General features: G+C 71.4%; 16 protein-coding genes. 6 read left to right on the forward strand and 10 right to left on the reverse strand.

Annotation, left to right across the window (positions count from 1 at the left end):
- Positions 1–70: 70 nt before the first annotated feature.
- From ACFWVV_RS28925 to ACFWVV_RS28935, 3 genes are all read right to left on the reverse strand, one after another.
- On the reverse strand, positions 71–1,777 hold the full coding sequence (locus ACFWVV_RS28925) for a BCCT family transporter (protein ID WP_384357129.1): 1,707 nt from the start codon (positions 1,775–1,777) through the stop codon (positions 71–73).
- A 119-nt stretch (positions 1,778–1,896) separates the two neighbouring features.
- Positions 1,897–3,183 carry a M14 family metallocarboxypeptidase gene (locus tag ACFWVV_RS28930; protein ID WP_384357063.1) on the reverse strand — a complete coding sequence of 429 codons (1,287 nt, stop codon included), beginning with the start codon at positions 3,181–3,183 and terminating at the stop codon, positions 1,897–1,899.
- Entirely contained in the window at positions 3,183–5,264 is a 2,082-nt protein-coding gene (locus ACFWVV_RS28935) for a Xaa-Pro dipeptidyl-peptidase (RefSeq protein ID WP_384357066.1), read from the reverse strand. The genes ACFWVV_RS28930 and ACFWVV_RS28935 overlap by 1 nt, the downstream gene beginning before the upstream one ends.
- Positions 5,265–5,465: 201 nt before the next feature.
- Here ACFWVV_RS28935 and ACFWVV_RS28940 point away from each other — a divergent pair, with 201 nt between their 5' ends.
- The 3 genes from ACFWVV_RS28940 to ACFWVV_RS28950 all read left to right on the forward strand — a co-directional run bounded on the left by ACFWVV_RS28940 (position 5,466) and on the right by ACFWVV_RS28950 (position 9,435).
- Entirely contained in the window at positions 5,466–6,971 is a 1,506-nt protein-coding gene (locus tag ACFWVV_RS28940; protein ID WP_384357069.1) for a M1 family metallopeptidase, read from the forward strand.
- Between the two features lie 149 nt (positions 6,972–7,120).
- A complete protein-coding gene (gene sph, locus ACFWVV_RS28945; protein ID WP_384357072.1) occupies positions 7,121–8,119 on the forward strand; it encodes a sphingomyelin phosphodiesterase in 999 nt (332 codons plus the stop codon).
- 110 nt (positions 8,120–8,229) lie between these two features.
- Positions 8,230–9,435, forward strand: a complete 1,206-nt coding sequence (locus ACFWVV_RS28950; protein WP_384357075.1) for an NAD(P)-binding protein — start codon at positions 8,230–8,232, stop codon at positions 9,433–9,435.
- Between the two features lie 121 nt (positions 9,436–9,556).
- Here ACFWVV_RS28950 and ACFWVV_RS28955 read toward each other — a convergent pair whose 3' ends face one another.
- A complete protein-coding gene (locus ACFWVV_RS28955; RefSeq protein WP_384357131.1) occupies positions 9,557–10,480 on the reverse strand; it encodes a GlxA family transcriptional regulator in 924 nt (307 codons plus the stop codon).
- A 301-nt stretch (positions 10,481–10,781) separates the two neighbouring features.
- Between ACFWVV_RS28955 and ACFWVV_RS28960 the strand changes: the two genes are divergently transcribed.
- Positions 10,782–11,384 carry an MBL fold metallo-hydrolase gene (locus tag ACFWVV_RS28960; RefSeq protein ID WP_384357078.1) on the forward strand — a complete coding sequence of 201 codons (603 nt, stop codon included), beginning with the start codon at positions 10,782–10,784 and terminating at the stop codon, positions 11,382–11,384.
- 50 nt (positions 11,385–11,434) lie between these two features.
- On the opposite strand, the gene ACFWVV_RS28965 is transcribed toward ACFWVV_RS28960, so the two are convergent.
- Positions 11,435–13,246: an AMP-dependent synthetase/ligase gene (locus tag ACFWVV_RS28965; RefSeq protein ID WP_384357081.1), complete on the reverse strand. Its 1,812-nt coding sequence runs from the start codon at positions 13,244–13,246 to the stop codon at positions 11,435–11,437.
- A 152-nt stretch (positions 13,247–13,398) separates the two neighbouring features.
- Here ACFWVV_RS28965 and ACFWVV_RS28970 point away from each other — a divergent pair, with 152 nt between their 5' ends.
- Positions 13,399–14,136, forward strand: a complete 738-nt coding sequence (locus ACFWVV_RS28970; RefSeq protein ID WP_384357083.1) for a MerR family transcriptional regulator — start codon at positions 13,399–13,401, stop codon at positions 14,134–14,136.
- Positions 14,137–14,193: 57 nt separating this feature from the next.
- Here ACFWVV_RS28970 and ACFWVV_RS28975 read toward each other — a convergent pair whose 3' ends face one another.
- The 4 genes from ACFWVV_RS28975 to ACFWVV_RS28990 are packed head-to-tail and all read right to left on the reverse strand — an operon-like array spanning position 14,194 to position 20,030.
- Complete coding sequence (locus ACFWVV_RS28975; protein ID WP_384357085.1) at positions 14,194–16,368, reverse strand: 3-hydroxyacyl-CoA dehydrogenase NAD-binding domain-containing protein; 2,175 nt, start codon at positions 16,366–16,368, stop codon at positions 14,194–14,196.
- A gap of 38 nt (positions 16,369–16,406) precedes the next feature.
- Entirely contained in the window at positions 16,407–17,621 is a 1,215-nt protein-coding gene (locus ACFWVV_RS28980; RefSeq protein WP_384357087.1) for an acetyl-CoA C-acetyltransferase, read from the reverse strand.
- Between the two features lie 49 nt (positions 17,622–17,670).
- Entirely contained in the window at positions 17,671–18,813 is a 1,143-nt protein-coding gene (locus ACFWVV_RS28985; RefSeq protein WP_384357089.1) for an acyl-CoA dehydrogenase family protein, read from the reverse strand.
- Positions 18,810–20,030, reverse strand: coding sequence for a CaiB/BaiF CoA transferase family protein (locus tag ACFWVV_RS28990; protein ID WP_384357091.1), 1,221 nt, complete (start codon positions 20,028–20,030; stop codon positions 18,810–18,812). Before ACFWVV_RS28990 ends, ACFWVV_RS28985 begins: the two co-directional genes overlap by 4 nt.
- A gap of 143 nt (positions 20,031–20,173) precedes the next feature.
- On the opposite strand from ACFWVV_RS28990, the gene ACFWVV_RS28995 reads away from it, so the two are divergent.
- Entirely contained in the window at positions 20,174–21,373 is a 1,200-nt protein-coding gene (locus ACFWVV_RS28995) for a saccharopine dehydrogenase family protein (protein WP_384357093.1), read from the forward strand.
- A gap of 64 nt (positions 21,374–21,437) precedes the next feature.
- Here ACFWVV_RS28995 and mmpA read toward each other — a convergent pair whose 3' ends face one another.
- Positions 21,438–21,623 (reverse strand): morphogenic membrane protein MmpA, encoded by a 186-nt coding sequence (gene mmpA, locus ACFWVV_RS29000; RefSeq protein ID WP_384357095.1) that lies wholly within the window; start codon positions 21,621–21,623, stop codon positions 21,438–21,440.
- Positions 21,624–21,717: the final 94 nt, after the last annotated feature.

A 21,717-nucleotide genomic window follows, 5' to 3' on the forward strand; every position in this document is an offset into this window, starting at 1 on the left:
GGCGGGGGGGGGGGGGTTTGTGTATGGGTTCGGTTATCATACCCCCCCCGCCCCGCTCCCTGGCCGGTGGTCAGGAGATCCGTGTGGCCCCTCCCCCGGAGGTTCCCGCCGGGGTCTGGGTGGATCCGGTGTCGTTGCCGTTGCCCGGGCCGATGCGGAGCTCGAAGTCGCCCTCGTACTTCTTGTGGCCCTCGATGACGGCCGCCTCGATCGCCTCGACGCCCATTTCGCCGCGCACGATGAGCGGGTCCCTGCGCAGGTCGCGCATCAGGGCCCAGCACATGCCGATCATGACCAGCGCGAACGGTGCCGCGACGAGGATCGTCAGGTTCTGCAGGCCCTTGAGCGCGTCGTCCTCGCCGTCACCGATGAGGAGCATGATCGCGGCGACCGCACCGGTGACGACGCCCCAGAAGACGACGACCATCTTGGTCGGCTCGAAGGAGCCCTTCTGGGAGAGCGTGCCCATCACGATGGAGGCCGCGTCCGCGCCGGAGACGAAGAAGATGCCGACCAGGACCATGACGAGGACGCTCGTCACGGTGGCGATCGGGAACTCCTTGAGGAGGCCGAAGAGCTGGCCCTCGGGGGTCGACTCGTCCGCCAGCCGGCCCATGTCCTTCAGCTTCATCGCGGAGCCGCCGAAGATCGCGAACCAGATCAGGCTGACCGTGCTGGGGACCAGGATGACGCCGCCGACGAACTGGCGGATGGTGCGGCCCCGGCTGATGCGCGCGATGAACATGCCGACGAAGGGCGTCCAGGAGATCCACCACGCCCAGTAGAAGACCGTCCAGCCGCTCAGCCAGGCGGCGACGTCCTGGCCGCCAGTGGCCTCGGTGCGGCCGATCAGCTGCGGGAGGTCGCCCAGGTAGGCGCCGATCGAGGTGGGGACGAGGTCCAGGACGAAGATGGTCGGTCCCGCGATGAAGACGAAGAGGACCAGGAGCAGCGCCAGCACCATGTTGGTGTTGGAGAGCCACTGGATGCCCTTTTCCACGCCGGAGACCGCGGAGGCCACGAAGGCCACGGTGAGGACGGCGATGATGGAGATGAGCAGGCCGGTGCCCGCCTTCTCCATCCAGCCGAGCTCCTTCATTCCGCTGCCGATCTGGAGCGCGCCCAGACCCAGCGAGGCCGCCGAGCCGAAGAGCGTCGCGAAGATGGCGAGGATGTCGATGACGCGGCCGACACCGCCACTGGCGTGCTTCTCACCGATGAGCGGGGTGAAGACCGCGCTGATCGTCTGCCTGCGGCGGCGGCGGAAGGTGCTGTACGCGATGGCCAGGCCGACCACCGCGTAGATCGCCCACGGGTGCAGCGTCCAGTGGAAGAGGGTGGTGGCCATGGCGGTCTGCATGGCGTCCGCGGCCTCTGCGGGGCGGGTGCCGGGCGGCGGCGAGGCGAAGTGGCCCAGCGGTTCGCTGACACCGTAGAACATCAGGCCGATGCCCATGCCGGCGCTGAACATCATCGCGACCCAGGAGACCGTCTTGAACTCGGGCTTCTCGCCCTCCTCGCCGAGGGTGATCTTTCCGTACCTGCTGACCGCGAGCCACAGGGCGAAGACCACGAAGGCGGACGCGGCCAGTATGAACGCCCACCCGCCGTTGTGGATCAAGCCCGTGAGCATCTTGCCGGAGACGTCCTCCAGCGACTTGGTGGCGAGGGCACCCCACAGGACGAACGCGAGCGTGAGAACGGCGGTGACGCCGAACACGATCCGGTCGGTACGCGGTCTGTGGGTGGTGTGCGGACTGCCGGGCAGATCCGCCATGACTGGCGAAGCTGCCCGGTCGTCCGGCGTCGGGTCGTCGTGGGACACGTGGTCACCTTTCGGGGAGGGAGGATTCCCTGCCGCTACCCGGTATCACACATGTCGCACGTCACGGTCTGCTAACAACGCGTGTCGGGTTGGCCACTTGTGAGGCGATATGCGGCCTTTGGGTCGAGGAGCAGGGGAATCAGATCCCGCTGGGATTGCCGCAAGGGTACGTAACCACCCCCGGCGACCCGGGCAAACGCAACGCCGTGCAGGGAGAGTTCGTCCCTCACGTCCGCGAGCTGCTCGCCGGTCAGCCGGTAGCCGCAGGGCGGGTCGGCGAGGACTTCGGAGGGCTCGGCGGGATCGTTGTCGGCGCCCCCCAGATAGACGGGACCCCGGTCGGCGAAGCCCGCCAGCCGGGCCCTGGTGGTGGCCCGCTCGACGGAGCCGCGCCGCTCGTCCGCATAGGCGAGCGCGCCGCCGAGCGAGGCGCTGTGGGAGGCGACCCGGCGCCGCTGGTTGAGGGCCCGGTCCTTCTTCTCGGCCTCGCTCAGCGCGTCCACCCGGCTCTCGATGAGCAGGCCGACGGAGTGCTTGATGCCGGCGGCGTTGCGCAGGATGCGCTCCTGTCCGTCGCCCGCGACCTGTTTGACGGGTTCGCCGATGACGGGGTCGGTCCAGATGCCGTACGTCCCGGTGCTGAAGCCGGAGGCGTGGGCCGCCGGGCGTACGTAGTCCGCGGAGAGTTTCTTCGACTCGTCGTGGACGTGGGGGTCGGTGTTGAGGTTGCGTGGCCAGAGGTCGAAGAGGTCCTTGTCGTAGGTGGGCGGGGTGGCGCCGTACTCGTGGAGGTCGTAGACCAGGTCGGGCCTGTTGTCACGGATGACGGCGGCCAGCGCGCGGCCCTCGGCGGTGGCCAGGGCGATGTGGTCGCGGTTGATGTCGACGCCGTCGGCGTTGCCCCGGGTGTCGGCGGCGCGGCCGTCGGGGTTGGCGGTGGGCACCACCAGGACGGTGGTCTCGCGCAGGAAGTCCCGGGTGCGGTGGTCGCGGGCGTACGCGAGGTCGCGGACCTTGCTGAGGCAGGCTTCGCGGCCCGCCGGTTCGTTGCCGTGCTGACTGCAGATCAGCAGCACGGTGGAGGCGGTGTGCCGGCGCTCGCCGATGCGCACGAGCTGGAGCGGGCGGCCCTGCTTGGTGGTGCCGATGGTGGAGACGGAGACCCGGGCGGCGGCCCGGTCGACGGCGGCCAGGAACGTCTGTTCCTCCGGCTGGGTGGTCCAGCGGGCGCCCTCGGAGGCTTCGAATCCGGTTCGGGGCGGGGTGCTGCCGCCGTCCCCCGCCTGGGCGGGAGAGGCGATCAGCGGGACCGCCAGGGCGGCCGTGCCGAGGAGCGCCGCGAGGGCGCGGGCCCTCATTACTGGTCCCCCTTCGGCGTGGACGTGCCCGGCTGCGGGGAGTGCCCGAAGGCGCCCGGCAGTCGGGACAGGTCTTGCGGCACGCTCACGGAGTCGCGGGCGCCCGGGGACAGCGGGGCCGCCGCGGTGTTGCCCGAGGTGGCCCGGGCGAAGGCGCGTTCGCCGCCCACCACGGGCAGCTTCGCCGAGGTGCCGGCGAGGTCGAGGCCGACGGTGGGCCGGGTGTCGGGGGCTTCGACGAGGCCGGCGTCGGTGCCGGCGACGATCAGGGCGAGCCGGTGGCCCGCGGGCACGACGTGGTCGGAAGCGGCCAGGTCGACGGTGATCTCGTAACTCCTGCCGGGGGTCAGCGGGCGGGCCTTTCCGTCGCCCCGGTGGTGGGCGAGGCTTGCCCAGCCGCGGCTGAAGACGGTGAAGTCGACGGCGGCGGTCGTCGCCGCGGTGTCCTTGAAGCACGCGCTGTCACCCGGGACGCTCGCTCCCCAGCAACTGCGCGTGTCGAGGGTGGTGATGCCCTCGCCCCGCGCTCCGTAGTCACGGATGGTGTCGGGGCCGAGGTCGACGAGGACCGCGGAGAGGTTCGCGCTGGTGGTCGAAGGGGTGACCTTCAGGGTGACCTTGGCGGAGCCCGCGAGGCGCAGGTCGCGGGAGAGCGGCTTGGTGGCGAAGCCCGCCTTCTCCGGGGTGCCCGTGTCGATCTTCGCGGCCCAGACGGTCTCGTCCAGCTTCGGGTCGTCGGTGAAGGTCATGGCGGCACCGGGCTCGGCACGCCGGAGCCCGAGGGTGCCGACTCCCGCCGTGCTCCCCTGCTGGGGGCGGACCCGGGTGGCGTCGGTACCGCGCGGCGGCCACACCCGGTCGGTGGACCAGCGGTCGGGGGCGCGCTCGATGTCGGCCATGGGCTCACGGTCGATGTCGTTGTCGTAGCCCATGAGTTCGTGGTCGAACCAGCGGTGCAGGGTCTTCACCCACTCGGCGCGGCGGAAGTCGAACGGGTCGACGTGCCCGGTCTGCGACAGCCACACCTTGCGCTCGACACCCTGCTCGGCGAGGGCGTCCCACCACTTGCCGAAGTGGTTCATCCGGACATTGAGGTCCTGCATGCCGTGGACGGCGAAGACGCTGGCCTTCACCTTGCGTGCGTCCGGCACGAAATCGCGGTCGTCCCACATGGCGGTGCGGTCGCCGTTGAGGGGCGCCTGGTCGGAGAGGTACTTCTTCACCGGGGCGCAGCGCCCGGCGTTCTCCGGGTTCTCGATGCGCGCCGCGAGACCGTCGGGGCCGCCGTCGTAGAGGTCGGCGCCCTGCTGGAAGTAGTAGTCGTACCAGGAGGAGATCGCGCCGATGGGCACGATCGTCCTGAGGCCCTTGACGCCGGTGGCGGCGACGCCGTTGGCGACCGTGCCGTCCCAGCTCTTGCCGATCATGCCGGTGCTGCCGTTGGACCAGGTCGCGCGGGTGCGCTCGGCGCCGGTTCGGGTGGTGTAGCCGGTGCCGCGGCCGTTCAGCCAGTCGATCACGGCCTTGGCGGAGGCGATCTCGGAGCGGCCGCCGACGTCGACGCAGCCGTCGGAGCGGCTGGTTCCGGTGAAGTCGACGGCGAGGTAGCCGTAGCCGCGCGGTACGAAGTAGTTGTCGTAGAAGAGCGGCATCCGGAGCGGTCTGCCCTGCGCGTCGTATGTCTTCTTCTGGCTCTCGTTGCCGCGTCCGCAGCAGGAGTAGTACGGGCTGGCGTCCATGATCACCGGGATGCGGCGGCCCGTGCGGTCGGTCTCGCGCGGGCGGACGATGTCCACGGCCACCCGGTCGGTCCTGCCGTCCTTGTCGCCGTCGACGCGGGTGTCGACCCACACCGATTCGCGGATGGCCTTGTCGTACGCGTAGACGGGTCTGCTCCCGGCGGGCCCGGCCTGGGCGGCGGGTGCCTGCTGGGCGGCGGATGCCTGCTCGGCGGCGGCCGGCTGTCCCGGCGCGCCCTGGGCGGCGCCGGCGGGGACCAGCAGTACGGCCGTCATCGCGGCCACGGTCAGGGGGACGAGGGTTCTCCACTTCGGGCGCGCGGCCCGCACGGGTATCGGCATGGCCGGACGGTAACGCCCCTCAACTCCCGCGCAACAGAGGGCAGTACGCGGCGGACGGCCACGGGCGGGGCCAAAAGGTACACCCGTTCACATGTCGGCCGCATGGCGATCGTGTGACAGCAGCAACCATGGACATGACTGGTGGCAGAGGGGCTGAATAGAGTGCCAACCAATCGTTCCACCTGACTACTTGGAGCACTCGTGCACCGCAGACTCATCGCCCCCGGCGTGCTTGCCGCGGCCACCCTGCTGCTGGCGATCCCGGCATCGGCCGCCTCCTTCACTCCGGGTGCGCCGGGTGTCGGAGACCCCTACTACCCGGCCGCCGGCAACGGCGGATACGACGTGTCCCACTACGACCTGCGGCTGAAGTACCAGCCGGTCACGGACCTGCTGGAGGGCACGGCGACCCTCGTGGCCACCGCGAAGCAGAACCTCTCCCGCTTCAACCTCGACCTGGGCCTGAAGGTCAGCGAGGTACGGGTGAACGGCAAGGTGGCGAAGTTCGCCAAGGAGGGCGAGCAGGAACTCGTCGTTACGCCGGCCACGCCGCTGGAGAAGGGCAAACCGCTCTCCATCGTGGTGCGTTACGCGGGCAAGCCCTCCGAGGTGAAGATCGGCGGGTTCACCGCCTGGCACCGCACCCCGGACGGCGGCGTCGCCGCGCAGGAGCCGGACTCGGCCGCCTGGTGGTTCCCGAGCAACGACCACCCGCTGGACAAGGCGACGTACGACATCTCGGTGTCGGTGCCGGACGGCAGTCAGGCGATCTCCAACGGCGTCCTCCAGTCGCAGAGTTCGAAGCTCGGCTGGACCCGCTTCGCCTGGCGCTCCAACAAGCCGCAGGCCTCCTACCTGGCGACCCTCGCCGTGGGCAAGTTCGATGTCACGACGGACAAGACCGCCTCCGGCCTGCCGGTACTCAACGCGTACAGCAAGGACCTCGGCGACAACGACGGTGCGGCGAGGGCGAGCATCGAGCGCTCGGCCGAGGTCACCGAGTGGCTGGAGGGCGTCTTCGGCCCGTACCCCTTCAACGCGATCGGCGGCTACGTCCCCAACGTGACCAGCGGTTACGCCCTGGAGACGCAGACCCGTCCGTTCTACAGCCCGCGGCAGTTCGCCAACGGGGCCAACGTGTCGGTGGTCGTGCACGAGCTGGCGCACCAGTGGTACGGCGACAGCGTGTCGGTGCACCACTGGAAGGACATCTGGATCAACGAAGGCTTCGCCCGCTACAGCCAGTGGCTGTGGTCGGAGAAGGAGGGCGAGGGAACGGCGCAGGAGCTGGCCGACTACGCCTATTCCTCGCGCGCGGCAGATGACCCGTTCTGGCAGGTCAAGCCGGGCGACCCGGGTCCGGACAAGCAGTTCGACATCGCTGTCTACGACCGCGGGGCGATGGCCGTGCAGGCGCTGCGCAACGAGGTCGGCGACGAGGTGTTCTTCCAGATCCTCAAGGGCTGGCCGAAGGAGTACGCCTACGGCAACGCCAAGGTCTCGGACTTCGTGAGGTACGCCGAGAGGATCTCGAAGAGGCCGCTCGCGGAGCTCTTCGACACCTGGCTCTTCCAGCCGGAGAAGCCGGCCGCCCCCGCGGCGGCCGAATCGAGGATCGCCCGCGGGTACGCGGCGGCGGGCGCGAAGCCCGTGCAGCCGAAGTCGTGGAAGAAGATCGCGGAGACGAACACGATTCACGAGCACTGACGCCCGTGGTGTGAACGGTGGGGCGGGGGTTGGGCGCGAAGTCAGATGAACGGTGCACATTGTCTACCGGGAAGTAACCGGGGCTGATTTGATGTGCCGCGTCGGTAACTTCCGCACCTCTCGCCCCACCTCACCCACGGGAGAACTCTGTGCCGTCCCCTTCGCGCCGACAGGCCCTCGTCGCCGCCGTCACGGTGGTGACCGCCGCCGCGGCCGCCGTGCTGGCCGCCCCCGCCGCGACCGCCGCCCCGGTCGCCGGCTCCGCCGCGGCTCCGGCGCTCCAGGTCCTGTCGTACAACGCGTTCCTCTTCAGCAAGAGCCTCTACCCCAACTGGGGTCAGGACTTCCGCGCGAAGGCGATACCGGCGGCCTCCTTCTTCCAGGGCCATGACGTGGTCGTCCTGCAGGAGGTGTTCGACAACGCCGCCTCGGACGCACTAGGCCGCAACTCCGCCGCCCAGTACCCGCACCAGACCCCCGTCGTCGGCCGCAGCAGGTCCGGCTGGGACGCGACAGGGGGATCCTTCTCGGCGACGACGCCCGAGGACGGCGGGGTGACCATCTACAGCAAGTGGCCGATCGTCCGCAAGGAGCAGTTCGTCTTCAAGGAGGCGTGCGGCGCGGACTGGTACTCCAACAAGGGCTTCGCGTACGTCGTCCTGGACGTCAACGGTACGAAGGTGCACGTCGTCGGCACGCACCTGCAGTCGACCGACCCGGGCTGTTCGGCGGGCGACGCGGCGGTCAAGCGCAGCGCCCAGTTCCGGCAGATCGACGCGTTCCTGGACGCCAAGCGGATCCCGGCGGGCGAACAGGTCCTGGTGGCGGGCGACTTCAACGTGGACTCCCACAGCCCGGAGTACGCCGCCATGCTCAAGGACGGCGGCCTCGACGGCGGGTCGGCCCGCACCGGACACCCGTACTCCTTCGACACCGCCGACAACTCGATCGCCGCCGAGCGCTACCCCGACGACCCGCGCGAGGACCTCGACTACGTGCTCCCCCGCACCGGGCACGCACGCCCGGCGAACTGGACGAACCACGTCGTCAAGGAGCAGAGCGCGCCCTGGACGGTCTCCAGCTGGGGCACGTCCTACACCTACACCAACCTCAGCGACCACTACCCGGTGGTGGCCTCCGCGAAGTGATCCCGCAGGCGGCCGGGAGGTGATGTCACATCCGCCGGCTGCCGGTACGTCCTCGGGGGGAAGGCGCGCCGCAGCCGGTGGCCGCCTTTCCTGCGACGAGGGAGCCGGTCGTGAGCGCAACACGTGACGTATCCGTCATCGGCGGCGGCATCGCCGGTCTGGCCGCGGCGATCACCGCGGCCGAGGCCGGTGCGACGGTGGAACTGTACGAGGCGCACGGCACGCTGGGCGGCCGGGGCCGCGCGACGCCCGCCCCCTACCGCGCGCACGAGGGCCCGCACGTCTTCTACGCGGACCTGGCGCACTGGAAGTGGCTCACCGACCGCGGCCTGGTGGGCAGGCTGGGCCGCCCCTCGGTGCGGGACCTGCGGTTCGGTTTCGTACGGGACGGACGCCTGCGGGCGGCTCCTCCCGCGGGGCTGGTGCGGATGATGCTGCCGGGGCGGCCTCGCACCGCCCCGGTGGACGTCTCCTTCGACGCGTGGGCCGGCCGGCGGTACGGCGAACAGGCCGCGCGGGCGGCGGCGCGGGCGATCGGCGCCGTCACGTACGACGCGGACACGGGCCGGCTGTCGGCCGCATTCGTCTGGGAACTGTGGTGCCGGGTGTTCGCACCGTCGGTGCCGGCCGTGCGGTGGGTGGTGGGCGGCTGGCAGGCGGTGCTGGACCGGATGGAGGAGCGGGCGCGCGAGCGGGGCGTGAAGATCCGCCCGGGCGAGCGGGTGACGGAGCTTCCGCGGGGCGGCCCGGTGGTCGTCGCCACCGAACTCTCCTCCGCCCGGCGGCTGCTGGGTGACGACGCGCTGGCGTGGGAGAGCGGGCACGTGGCGCTGCTCGACCTGGCGGTCCGGGGCGGAAGGGCGGGGCGCGGGGACCGGTTCATCGCCTTCGACCTGGACCACGGCGGTTTCCACGAGTCGTACTCGATGCAGGACGCGACGATCGCACCCCGGGGCGAGTCGCTGTTCCAGCTGGACATGCCGGTGCGGGCCGGCGAGAACCTGGCGGATGCGCGGGCGCGGCTGGACGGGCTGGCGGACCTGACGGTGCCCAGGTGGCGGGACCGGCTGACCTGGAGCCGCAGGGCGACCGCCAGGGGCCGCACCGGGGCGCTCGACCTGCCAGGGCTGACCTGGCGCGACCGCCCGGCGATCGACCGGGGCGACGGGGTGTTCCTGGCCGGGGACATGGTGGCCGCGCCGGGGATGCGCGGCGAGATCTCGATCTTCAGCGGGGTACGGGCGGGCGAGCTCGCGGCAGCTGCGGCGGGGTGCGTCCCCACCGGGGCGGGGTTGCCTTCCTGGGAGACGGCATGAGTCCTGGGTACGGCATGAGTCCTGGGGGGCCGGATGACCCGCCGGACGGTCCGGCACCACGTCGCGCCGGCCGGGGAGCAGCCCGCTCGGGCAGAGCCGCGCCGCAGTGGGCGGCCGGGGCTCACGGGGCCGGCGGGCCGGACTCCGGGCGGGCGAACGAGCGCCGGTAGGAGCGGGGCGGTACTCCCCTGCGCCGGACGAACTGCTCGCGCAGGACCGCGGCGCTCCCGTAGCCGACCCTGCGGGCGACCTCCTCGACCGGCAGGTCGGTGGTCTCCAGCAGTTCCTCCGCCGCGGTCAGCCTCAGGTTGACGAGCCAGGCGTGCGGCGTGGTACCCGTGGCGGCGGCGAACCTGCGGGCGAAGGAACGTCTGCTCATCAGTGCGCGCCGGGCCAGCTCCGCGACCGGGAGCGGCTCGTGGAGGTGGGCGCGCGCCCAGGCCAGTACGTCGGCGAGGCGTTCGTCCCCGCAGTCCTCGGGGGCCGGGGCCGCCAGGTACTGTGACTGGCCGCCCTCGCGGTGGGAGGGCAGTACCAGGTCGCGGGCGACGGCGTTGGCGACGGCCGCACCGTGCTCGCGGCGGATCAGGTGCAGGCAGAGGTCGAAGCCCGCGGCTGCGCCTGCTCCGGTGACGATCCGGCCCTCGTCGGCGTAGAGGGAGTCGGCGTCGACGGTGGTGCCGGGGTAGCGGCCTGCCAGCAGCTCGGCGAACCGCCAGTGGGTGGTGGCCCGGCGTCCGGTGAGGAGTCCGGCCGCGGCGAGTGCGAAGGTGCCGACGCAGTGGGCGGCCACCAGGGCGCCCCGTGCGTGGGCGGCGCCGAGTGCGGCGAGGACCGGGGCCGGGGGCGGTGTGCGGAAGTCCGCCCATGGCAGGGCGATCACCAGATCCGCCGCGGCGAGGCCGTCCAGGCCCTGGGAGACGGTGAGGGGGACGCCGATGTCGCTGCGCACGGTGCCGGGGCGCTCGGTGCACAGGGCGAGGTCGAAGGCGGGGAGGCCGGGGCGGGGGTCGAAGACCTCGGCGACGAGCCCGACGGCGAGCATGCCGACGCCGGGGGGTGCGTAGGCGGCGATCCGGATGAAGGGACGGCCGGGGCCCGCCGACGGCCCGGTGGCCCGGCGGCCGGTGGCCGTCGGCGCGGGGGCCGTCGGCGCGGGGGCCCGGCGGCCGGGACCCGCCGTCGACGCCGGGGTGCGGCGGGGGCTGCCCGAGGGCGTGCGGTCTTGGGCGGGTACGGCGGGCGGCAGCGGCATGCGGAGAGTCTGGCACGGCCTGGCAGGAATCCCGCGATCGCTGGCAGAAGGGCCACTCGTGGGCACGGGTGCCGCCCGGAATGCTGGAGCCATGACGACAACGACCGCAGCGCCTCTCGCCCGTACCGCCTCCTACACCGTTCTGCACACCGGCTACACCCTGTCGACGGGACCCGGGGTCGCCGCCACCGTCTCGTACGTCACCGACGGGGACCTGCACCTCGTCTTCGACCCGGGCATGGTGCCCGGACGCGACAGCATCCTGCGCCCGCTCGCCGCGCTCGGGCTGACCGCGGACGACATCACCGACGTGGTGCTGAGCCACCACCACCCGGACAACGTCCAGAACGCCGGCCTGTTCCAGCGCGCCCGGGTGCACGACCACAAGGCGGTCTACGACGGGGACCAGTGGACCGACCGGGACGCCGAGGGGTACGAGCTGACGCCTGCTCTCCGGCTGATCCGCACCCCGGGGCACAGCGCCGAGGACATCACGCTGCTGGCGGGGACGCGGGACGGGGTGGTGGCGTTCGCCGGTGACCTGTGGTGGCGGCCGAACGGGCCGCTCGTCGACCCGGTGGCCCCGGACCCGGAGATCCACCGGGCGTCCCGGCTGCGGGTGCTGGGGCTTGCCGACGTGATCGTGCCGGGGCACGGGGCGGCGTTCGCGGCTTCGGGCGACGTGCCGGTATAGGCGGAGGGGTGTGCGCGGGCGGTGGGTCCGGTGTGCCGCCCACGCGAACCTCAGCCCTCGTAGAGCGCCTCGATCTGTGCCCCGTACTTCTCGCGGATCACCCGCCGCCGCAGCTTCAGTGACGGTGTCAGTTCCCCGGTGTCCGGGCCCCATTCCTCGCTCAGCAGCCGGTAGCGCTTGATCTGTTCGGTCCGGTTGAGGCGGGCGTTCGCGGTCTCGACGGCGCGTGCGATCTCCTCCCGTACCGCCGGGTGATCCGGGGTCACGGGTCCTTCGAGGCCCCGTGCGGCCGCCCACGCGGTGACGCTCTCCGCGTCCGGCACCAGCAGGGCCACCAGGTACGAGCGGCCGTCGCCGTGAGCCAGGGCCTGCCCGATCAGGGGGTTTTCCTTGAGGGTGTTCTCGACGAGGGCCGGGGAGACGTTCTTGCCCGTCGACGTGACGATGATTTCCTTCTTGCGGTCGGTCAGCCAGAGGTAGCCGTCCTCGTCGATGCGGCCGATGTCGCCGGTCGCGAACCACCCGTCCCGGTCCAGGACGCTTTCGCGGGTGCCGTCCGCCCGGAGATAGCCGGTGAACACCGTCTCGCCGCGCACCAGGATCTCGCCGTCCTCGGCGGTCCTCAGCTCCAGGCCCTCCAGCGGGCGGCCCACCGAGCCGAGGCGGAATCCGCGGGTGGGGCTGTTGGCGGTGCAGACCCCGACCGTCTCCGTCAGGCCCCACGCGTCCATGATCACCACGCCGAACCCGGTCCAGAAGCGCGTCACTTCCGGCGGCATGGGCGCGGAGGCGCTGGCCGTCCACACCAGGCGGTCGAAACCCGCGAGGGACAGCAAGGGGTCCAGTACGCGGCTCTTCGCGGTCCGGTACGCGGCTTCCAGCTCGGGCGGCGGGTCCTCGCCCCGCTCCCGGCAGGCCACATGGGCCCGGGCGGTCTCCCCCGCCGCCTCCACCGCGGCCCGCTGCTCCGGCGGCAGCCCGGCGAGGGCAGAACGCACCGCGGTGGTCAGCTTCTCCCACACCCTGGGCACCCCGAAGAACTGGGCCGGGTGCAACTCGCGTGCGGTGGCGGCCACCTGCGCGGTGTCGGCGCACAGGTACACGTGGGAGGCACGGAAGAGCGGGAGGTAGATGCCGAGGATCCGCTCCGCGATGTGGGCGAAGGGCAGGTAGCAGAGGTGTTCCGTATGGCCGGGGAGCTCGACCACCCGGTCCAGGGCGAGCGCGTTGCGCACCACCATGCCGTGGGTGATCGGGACGCCCTTGGGGTCGCCGGTGGTGCCCGAGGTGTACACGACGGTGAGCAGGTCGTCGGGGCGGATCTCCCGCAGACCCTTCTCGAAGGCTGCAGGGTCGTGCAGGCGGGCACCGGTCGCGTGCAGGGAGCCGTACGTGCGGTGCGGGCCCGCCGCCGCCGGCTCCGCCACCACCAGTTTCTCCAGCGGTGTCGTCGAATCGGCCAGTACGGCTTCCCAGCGCGGGAGTTCGGCCTCTCCCTCGACGATCGCGAAGCGCGCGCCGCTGAGCCGGGCGATGTGCGCGACCTGCTCGGCGGCAGCCGTCCCGTACACCGAGACCGGGATCGCGCCGAGATGGGTGAGGGCCAGGTCGCTCAGCCAGTGCTCGGGGCGGTTTCCCATCATCATGAGCACCTGCTCGCCGCGCCGCACGCCCAGCGCCGCGTACCCGGCGGCCAGCACGGCGGTCTTGCGGCGGACCTCGTCCCAGGTGAGGGTGACCCAGCCCGCGCCGCTGCGCCAGGAAAGCGCGGGGAGGCCGGCGTGATCCTCGGTGTTGCGCAGCAGCAGGGCGGGAAGGGTGAGTTCTGCCGGGTCGGCGGGAAGTCGCAGGGTCGTGGTCATGACCGCCTCTTGTCGTCGTGGAGGAGACATCGACTGGGCATTGCCTGCACGCCCCGGGAGCCTTTCACCACACTGGTGAGACAGCAATACTGTTGCACTGACTGCCGGCGGACGATCAGCGGCAGTGATCAGCGGAGGAACGGGGCACAGCCATGACGACGACCACCGGTACCGGGGAGCCGACGCTCACCGTCGACGAGCTGGCCGCGCGCGCCGGTGTCACCGTCCGCACCATCCGCTTCTACAGCACCAAGGGTCTGCTGCCGCCCCCGACGATCGGCCCGCGCCGGGTCGGCCACTACGGGCCCGAGCACCTCTCCCGGCTCGCCCTCATCGAGGAGTTGCAGCACCACGGCATGACCCTGGCGGCCATCGAGCGCTATCTGCGGCAGCTGCCGCCCGATCTCAGCGCGCACGACCTGGCCATCCACCGCGCTGTGGTGGCGTCCTGGGCGCCGGACTCGGCGGAGGACGCCACCCGGGCGGAACTGGAGCGGCGGGCGGGCCGGCCGCTGTCGGACGTGGACGTCGACCGGCTGGCCGCGATGAACGTGCTGGAGCGCGCCGGGGACCCGGACTCCTTCCGGGTGGACCCGGGCCTGCTGGCGCTGGGGGTCCAGTTGCTCGGTGTGCCGATCGCGCACGAGACGATCCTCGCCGCGCGCACGATCCTCATGGAGCACACCCGCTCGGCCGCTCGTGAGCTGACGCACCTGTTCCGCGACGAGGTGTGGAGCCCCTACCGGGAGCGTGAGTCGGACCCGGAGCACGTGGAGGCGATGAAGTCGCTGTCGGCGCACATGCAGCCGATGGTGCTACAGGCGCTGGTCACGGCCTTCCAGCGATCACTGAAGGAAGAGCTGCGGGCCGCCTTCGTCGACGGGTCCTGAGAGGTACGAGGACCGGGGTCACGTCGGCGAAGGCGGCCCGCGGCGGGGCGGAGCCGGTCAGGCGTCGCTGAACTTCTCGCCCTTCTCCGCCTTCTCGATCAGCAGCGCCGTCGGCTGGAACCGGTCGCCGTAGGCCGCCGCCAGCTCGCGGGCACGGGCTACGAAGCCGGGCAGGCCGCCCTCGTAGCCATTGATGTACTGGATCACGCCGCCGGTCCAGGCCGGGAAGCCGATGCCCATGATGGAGCCGATGTTCGCGTCGGCGACCGAGGTGAGCACGCCCTCCTCGAAGAGGCGGACGGTGTCGATGGCCTCGGAGAAGAGCATCCGCTCCTGCATGTCGGCGAAGGGGATCTCCTTGCCCGCGCGCGTGAAGTGTTCCCGCAGCCCGGGCCACAGCCGGGTGCGCTTCCCGTCCTCGCCGTACTCGTAGAAGCCGCCGCCCCCGCTGCGGCCCGGGCGGCCGAACTCGTCAACCATCCGGTCGATGACCGCGTCCGAGGGGTGCCCGGGCCAGGTGCCGCCCGCTTCCTCGACGGCCTTCTTCGTCTCGTTGCGGATCTTGCGCGGCAGGGTGAGGGTCAGCTCGTCCATGAGGGAGAGGACCTTCGCCGGGTAGCCGGCCTGCGCCGCCGCCTGCTCGATGGAGGCGGGCTCGATGCCCTCGCCGACCATGGCGACGCCCTCGTTGATGAACTGGCCGATGACGCGCGAGGTGAAGAAGCCGCGGGAGTCGTTGACGACGATCGGGGTCTTCTTGATCTGGCGGACCAGGTCGAAGGCGCGGGCCAGGGCCTCGTCGCCGGTCTGCCCGCCCTTGATGATCTCGACCAGCGGCATCTTGTCGACGGGCGAGAAGAAGTGCAGGCCGATGAAGTCGACGGGGCGCGCCAAGCCCTCGGCCAGGCCGGTGATGGGCAGGGTGGAGGTGTTGGAGCACAGCAGCGCGTCCGGTTCGACGATGTCCTGGATCTCCTGGAACACCTTGTGCTTGAGGCCGGTGTCCTCGAAGACCGCCTCGATCACCGCGTCGCAGCCCGCGAGGTCCTGCGGGTCGGCGGTCGGGGTGATGCGGGCGAGGAGTTCGTCGCGCTTGGCCTCGGTGGTGCGGCCCCGGCTCAGCGCCTTGGCGAGGAGCTTCTCGCTGTACGCCTTGCCCTTGGCGGCGGCCTCGGGTGTGACGTCCTTGAGGACGACGTCGATGCCGGCACGCGCACAGGAGTAGGCGATTCCGGCGCCCATCATGCCCGCGCCGAGCACGGCCACCTTGCGGACCTCGCGGCGCTCGATGCCCTTCGGGCGGCTCGCGCCCGAGTTGACGGCCTGGAGGTCGAAGAAGAACGCCTGGATCATGTTCTTCGCGACCTGGCCGGTCACCAGCTCGGTGAAGTAGCGGGCCTCGATGGTCAGCGCGGTCTCGAAGTCGACCTGCGCCCCCTCGACGGCGGCGGCCAGGATGTTGCGCGGGGCGGGGTAATTGGCGCCGCCCGTCTGCTTCTTGAGGTTCGCGGGGAACGCGGGGAGGTTCGCGGCGAAACGCGGATTGGACGGGGTGCCGCCGGGGATCCTGTAGCCCTTGACGTCCCACGGCTGCTGGGACTCGGGGTGGGCGTCGATGAAGGCGCGGGCCTTGGCGAGCATCTCCTCGGGGGTGGCCGCGACCTCGTGGACGAGGCCGTTCTCCAGTGCCCGCTGCGGGCTGTACTGGGTGCCCTGGAGCAGGACCTTGAGCAGCGCGTCGGCGATGCCCATGAGCCGTACGGTGCGGGTGACGCCGCCGCCCGCCGGGAGCAGGCCGAGCGTAACCTCGGGCAGGCCGATCTTGGAGCCCGGCGCGTCGAGGGCGATGCGGTGGTGGGCGGCCAGCGCGATCTCGTAACCGCCGCCCAGGGCAGCGCCGTTGATGGCGGCAACGACGGGCTTGCCGAGGGTCTCGATCCTGCGCAGTGCGGCCTTGATGGCGGTGCCGGTGTCGAAGGCCTGCTGGGCGTGCTCGGGGCCGACCTGGATCATGTCCTTGAGATCGCCGCCGGCGAAGAAGGTCTTCTTCGCGGAGGTGTAGATGATGCCCCGGATGGAGTCCTTCTCGGCCTCGGCCCGCTCGGCGACCGCCGCGATGGAGGCCTTGAAGGCGGCGTTCATGGTGTTCGCGGACTGGTTCGGGTCGTCGAGTACGAGGGTGACGACGCCGGTCTCGTCCTGTTCCCAGCGGATGGTGGTGGACTCGCTCATGTTCTGGCTTCTCCGTAAGTGGGGTGGCGGGCCGGGATTCAGACGCGCTCGACGACGGTGGCGACGCCCATGCCGCCGCCGACGCACAGGGTGGCGAGGCCGTAGCGCTTGTCCTGGCGCTCCAGTTCGTCGACGAGGGTGCCCAGGATCATCGCGCCGGTGGCGCCCAGCGGGTGGCCCATGGCGATCGCGCCGCCATTGACATTGATCTTGTCGAGGCTCAGGCCCATGTCCTTGGCGAAGCGCAGGACGACGCCCGCGAATGCCTCGTTGATCTCGACGAGGTCGATGTCGTCGATCGTCACTCCGGCCTTGGCGAGCGCCTTGCGGGTGGCGGGGGCGGGTCCGGTGAGCATGATGGTGGGCTCGGATCCTGAGACGGCGGCGGAGACGATACGGGCCCGGGGGGTCAGCCCGTAGCGCTCGCCGACCTCCTTGGTGCCGATGGCGACGAGGGCCGCGCCGTCCACGATGCCGGAGGAGTTGCCCGCGTGGTGGACGTGGTCGATCGCCTCGACCCAGTGGTACTTCTGGAGGGCGACCGCGTCGAAGCCGCCCATCTCGCCGATGGCGGCGAAGGAGGGCTTGAGCGCGGACAGCGAGTCGGCGGTGGTGCCGGGGCGCATGTGCTCGTCGTGGTCGAGGACCAGCAGGCCGTTGCGGTCGCGGACGGGGACGACCGAGCGTGCGAAGCGGTTGTCCTTCCAGGCGGCGGCGGCCCGCTCCTGGGAGAGGGCGGCGTACTCGTCGACATCGCGGCGGGTGTAGCCCTCGATGGTGGCGATGAGGTCGGCGCCGATGCCCTGGGGGACGAAGCCGTTCTCGTAGTTGGTCATCGGGTCGTTGAACCAGGCGCCGCCGTCGGAGCCCATGGGCACGCGCGACATGGACTCCACGCCGCCCGCCAGGACCAGGTCCTCCCAGCCCGAACGGACCTTCATCGCCGCCAGGTTGACGGCTTCGAGGCCGGAGGCACAGAAGCGGTTCTCCTGGACGCCGGCGACCGTGTCGGGAAGCCCTGCGGAGATCGCGGCGGTGCGGGCGATGTCGGAGCCCTGGTCGCCGACCGGGCCGACGACACCGAGGACGATGTCGTCGATGGCGGCCGGGTCCAGGTCGGGGAAGCGGGCCGTGATTTCGTGGATCAGGCCGACCACCAGGTCGATCGGCTTGGTTCCGTGCAGTGCGCCGTTGGCCTTGCCGCGCCCGCGCGGGGTGCGGATCGCGTCGTACACGTACGCTTCGGTGCTCAAGAGAACTGCCTTTCGGGAAGGGCTTCCGGGAGGGACTTTCGGGGGCGGGTCAGCCGAGCAGGGAGCGGCCGATGATCTCCTTCATGATCTCGGTCGTACCGCCGTAGATGGTCTGGATGCGGCCGTCCGTGAAGGCCTTGGCGACCCGGTACTCACTCATGTAGCCGTAGCCGCCGTGGAGTTGCAGGCAGCGGTCGGCGACGCGCTTCTGGAGTTCGGTGGCCCACCACTTGGCCATGGAGGCGTGGACGGCGTCCAGCTCCCCGTGGGAGTGGTCGACGATGCAGCGGTCGAGGAACGTGCGGGTGACGGCGCACTCGGTGGCCATTTCGGCGATCTCGAAACGGATGTGCTGGAGCTTGGCCAGCGGCCGGCCGAACGCCTCGCGCTCCTTCACGTACCGGGTGGTGATCTCCAGCAGGTGTTCGGCGGCGGCGATGCCCGCGACCGCGATGCCCATGCGTTCCTGGGCGAGGTTGGTCATCAGGTGGATGAACGCGCCGTTGAGCTCGCCGAGGAGGTTCTCCTTGGGGACCTTGACGTCGTGGAAGAAGAGCTCGGCAGTGTCCTGGGCCTTCTGGCCGATCTTGTCGAGGTTGCGGCCGCGCTCGAAGCCTTCCGCCCCGCGCTCGACGACCAGGAGGGACAGGCCCTTCGCGCCGCCCTCCGGGGAGGTCTTGGCGACGACGATCACCAGGTCGGCGAGGATGCCGTTGGAGATGAACGTCTTGGAGCCGTTGAGCAGCCAGTGGTCGCCCCTGTCCTCGGCCGAGGTACGGATGCCCTGGAGGTCGGAGCCCGCGCCCGGTTCTGTCATGGCGATGGCGGTGATCGTCTCGCCGGTGCAGAAGCCGGGCAGCCAGCGGCGCTTCTGCTCGTCGGTGGACAGGTCCGTGAGGTAGGGCCCGACGATGTCGTTGTGCAGGCCGACCGCGAGCCCGGCGGCTCCTGCGCGGGTGAACTCCTCGGCGAGTACGGCGCTGTAGCGGAAGTCCGTGTTGCCTCCGCCGCCGTACTCCTCGGGGACGGCGAGCCCGAGGAGGCCCTGCCTTCCGGCGGCGAGCCAGGCCTCGCGGCTGACGATGCCGTCCTTCTCCCACTGCTCGTAGTGCGGGACGACCTCCTTGGAGAGGAAGGTGCGGACGGTCTCGCGGAAGGCCTCGTGCTCGGCGCTGAACAGCCGACGCTTCATCGTTCCTCGTTCCGTGGGGCCGGTTTCCGGCAGTTCTGAGGCGTATCGCCCTGCGTTCCGGCGCCGACGGTGAGGCTCGGTACGTCCCAGTCGGCGGCCACCTCGGCGGTACCGGACCCGGGCAGGGCGGGGCCCCGGCCGATCGCGCCGGGCGTCGCGGAGAAGCGCGGGGCGGGGGCGGGCTGGGTGACGCCGGCGTGTTCGACGTAGGTGGCGCGGGCGGCGAGGTGCGGGTGGTGCGGCGCCTCGCGCATCGACAGGACCGGGGCGACGCAGGCGTCGGAGGTCTCGAAGACGGCCGTCCACTCGTCCCTGGTCCGCTCCTTGAAGCGGGCGGTGATCGCCTCCCGCAGATCGCCCCAGCGGGCCAGGTCGCCGCGGTCGGGGGTGGTGTCGGGCAGGCCGAGCAGTGCGCTGAACTCCGCGTAGAACTGCGGTTCCAGCGCGCCGACCGCCATGTACCGGCCCTCGGAGGTCTCGTACGTCCCGTAGAAGGGGCAGCCGCCGTCGAGCAGGTTCGCCCCGCGGCGGTCCTGCCAGCCGCCGGCGGCGAGCATGCCGTGCAGCATGGTGGCGAGGTGGCTGGCGCCGTCGACGATCGCCGCGTCGACGACCTGGCCCGCGCCGCCCGGGGTACGGGCGTGCTGGAGGGCGGCGAGGACCCCGATGACGAGATAGAGCGAGCCGCCCGCGTAGTCGCCGACCAGGTTGGCGGGGACGGTCGGCGGCTCGTCGGCGCGGCCGATCATGCCGAGGGTGCCGGTGAGGGCCAGGTAGGAGATGTCGTGCCCCGCGCGCTGGGCGAGCGGCCCTTCCTGGCCCCAGCCGGTCATCCGCCCGTACACGAGCTGCGGGTTGCGCGCGAAACAGGCGTCGGGTCCGACCCCGAGGCGTTCGGCGACACCCGGACGGTAGCCCTCGATGAGGATGTCCGCGCGCTCCACGAGGTCGAGCACCTGGCCGGGGCCTCCGGGTGACTTGAGGTCCACGAGGACGGAGCGCTTGTTGCGGTTGGTGAGGTCGCGGGCGGGATCGACACCGAGTCCCGGGCCGCCGGGCCGGTCGACCCGCACCACGTCGGCGCCCAGGTCGGCGAGGCACATGGCGGCGAAGGGGCCGGGCCCTATGCCTGCCAGCTCCACCACCCGTACTCCGGTGAGCGGGCCCTGCCGCCGTCCCTCAAGGTGTTCGCTCCGCGTGCCTGCTGTTCCTGCCATCAAGCCCCCAGCACTGTGACACAACTGATGTAACAGCAGTGATGCTAAGAACGTGTTCCACTCTGCACAAGCCCCCTGGGCCGACTGACCGAGCAAGCGCTTAGCCTGATGCGGTGAGTTGACCCGACGACTGGAGGAACGGCATGCCGCGTCCGCACGAGAAGTCCGGAGACAGGCCTTACGACATCGTGCTCTTCGGAGCGACCGGCTTCGTCGGCGAACTGACCGCCCAGTACCTCGCCGCGCACGCCCCCGAGGGGTGCCGATGGGCCCTGGCCGGACGTACGCCCGCGAAGCTGGAGCTGCTCAGGGAACGGCTGGCCAAGACCGACCCGGCCTGTGCGGAGCTGCCGTTGCTGCGGGCCGACTCCGGCGACCCGGCTTCCTTGCGGGAACTCGCGCGCAGTACGCGGGTACTGGCGTCGACGGTCGGCCCGTACCTCACGCACGGTCAGGCGCTGGTGGCCGCGTGCGCGGAGGCGGGCACCGATTACACGGACCTGACGGGTGAGCCGGAGTTCGTCGACCGGATGTATCTGGGCTACGACGCGGTGGCCAGGCGGACCGGGGCGCGGCTGGTGCACGCGTGCGGTTTTGACTCCGTGCCGCACGATCTGGGGGCGTACTTCACGGTGCGGCAGCTGCCCGAGGGGGTGCCGCTGCGGGTCGACGGGTTCGTCAGGACGGGGGCCCGGTTCTCCGGCGGTACGTTCGCGTCGGCGCTGGGCGCGATGGGGCGCGGCCGGCAGATGCTGCGGGCCGCGCGGGAGCGGCGCGCGGTGGAGCCGGGCCCGGTCGGAGCGCGACGTGCGAGGGCGGTGCCGGGTACCCCGCACCGCAGCCGGGAGGTGGGCGCCTGGGCAGTGCCGCTGCCGACGATCGACGCGCAGGTGGTGGCTCGTTCGGCGGCCGCCCTGGAGCGGTACGGTCCCGACTTCCGCTACCGGCACTACGCGGCGGTGAAGCGGCTGCCCGTCGCGGCGGGCGGGGCGCTGGCGGTGGGCTCGGTGGTCGCGCTCGCGCAGATCCCGGCGGCGCGCAGGTGGCTGGGCTCGCTGGTGGCGCCGGGCACCGGGCCCGACGAGGCGACGCGGGCGAAGAGCTGGTTCACCGTGCGGTTCGTCGGCGAGGGCGGCGGGAAGCGGGTGTTCACCGAGGTGTCGGGCGGCGACCCGGGGTACGGCGAGACCGCGAAGATCCTCGCCGAGTCGCTGCTGTGCCTGGCCTTCGACGAGCTGCCTCCGACGGCGGGGCAGGTGACGACGGCCGCGGCGATGGGCGACGCGCTGCTGGAGCGGTTGCAGGGGGCCGGGATCCGGTTCCGGGTGGCGCACACGGAGTGAGGCGGGGCGGCCTCACCGGGGGGGTGCTTCCGTGGGCGGCCTGGTCCGGGGTCCCCTCGGGGGCTCAGGCGCCGGATATCCAGCCCGAGATCGTGTAGATCATGCCCCCTGTCCAGCCCAGCATCGACAGGACGCCGACCAGCACGGTGACCGCCATCCGGCGGCCCGCCCGGTGGACGGTGACCGCTTCGAAGTACTCGGGGGCGGCGGGTGCGGTGTCCGGGTTGACCCTCATCGTCATCATGCTCATGTAATCACCCTGTCCCGTTCTGATCGATTTCCACATCCGTACGCGTACTCAGTTGTCCTCGTGCTCTCACGCCTGCTCGGCGTGCGTCCGCGTA

It is taken from the genome of Streptomyces sp. NPDC058663 (assembly GCF_042716745.1).
Classification (GTDB): domain Bacteria; phylum Actinomycetota; class Actinomycetes; order Streptomycetales; family Streptomycetaceae; genus Streptomyces.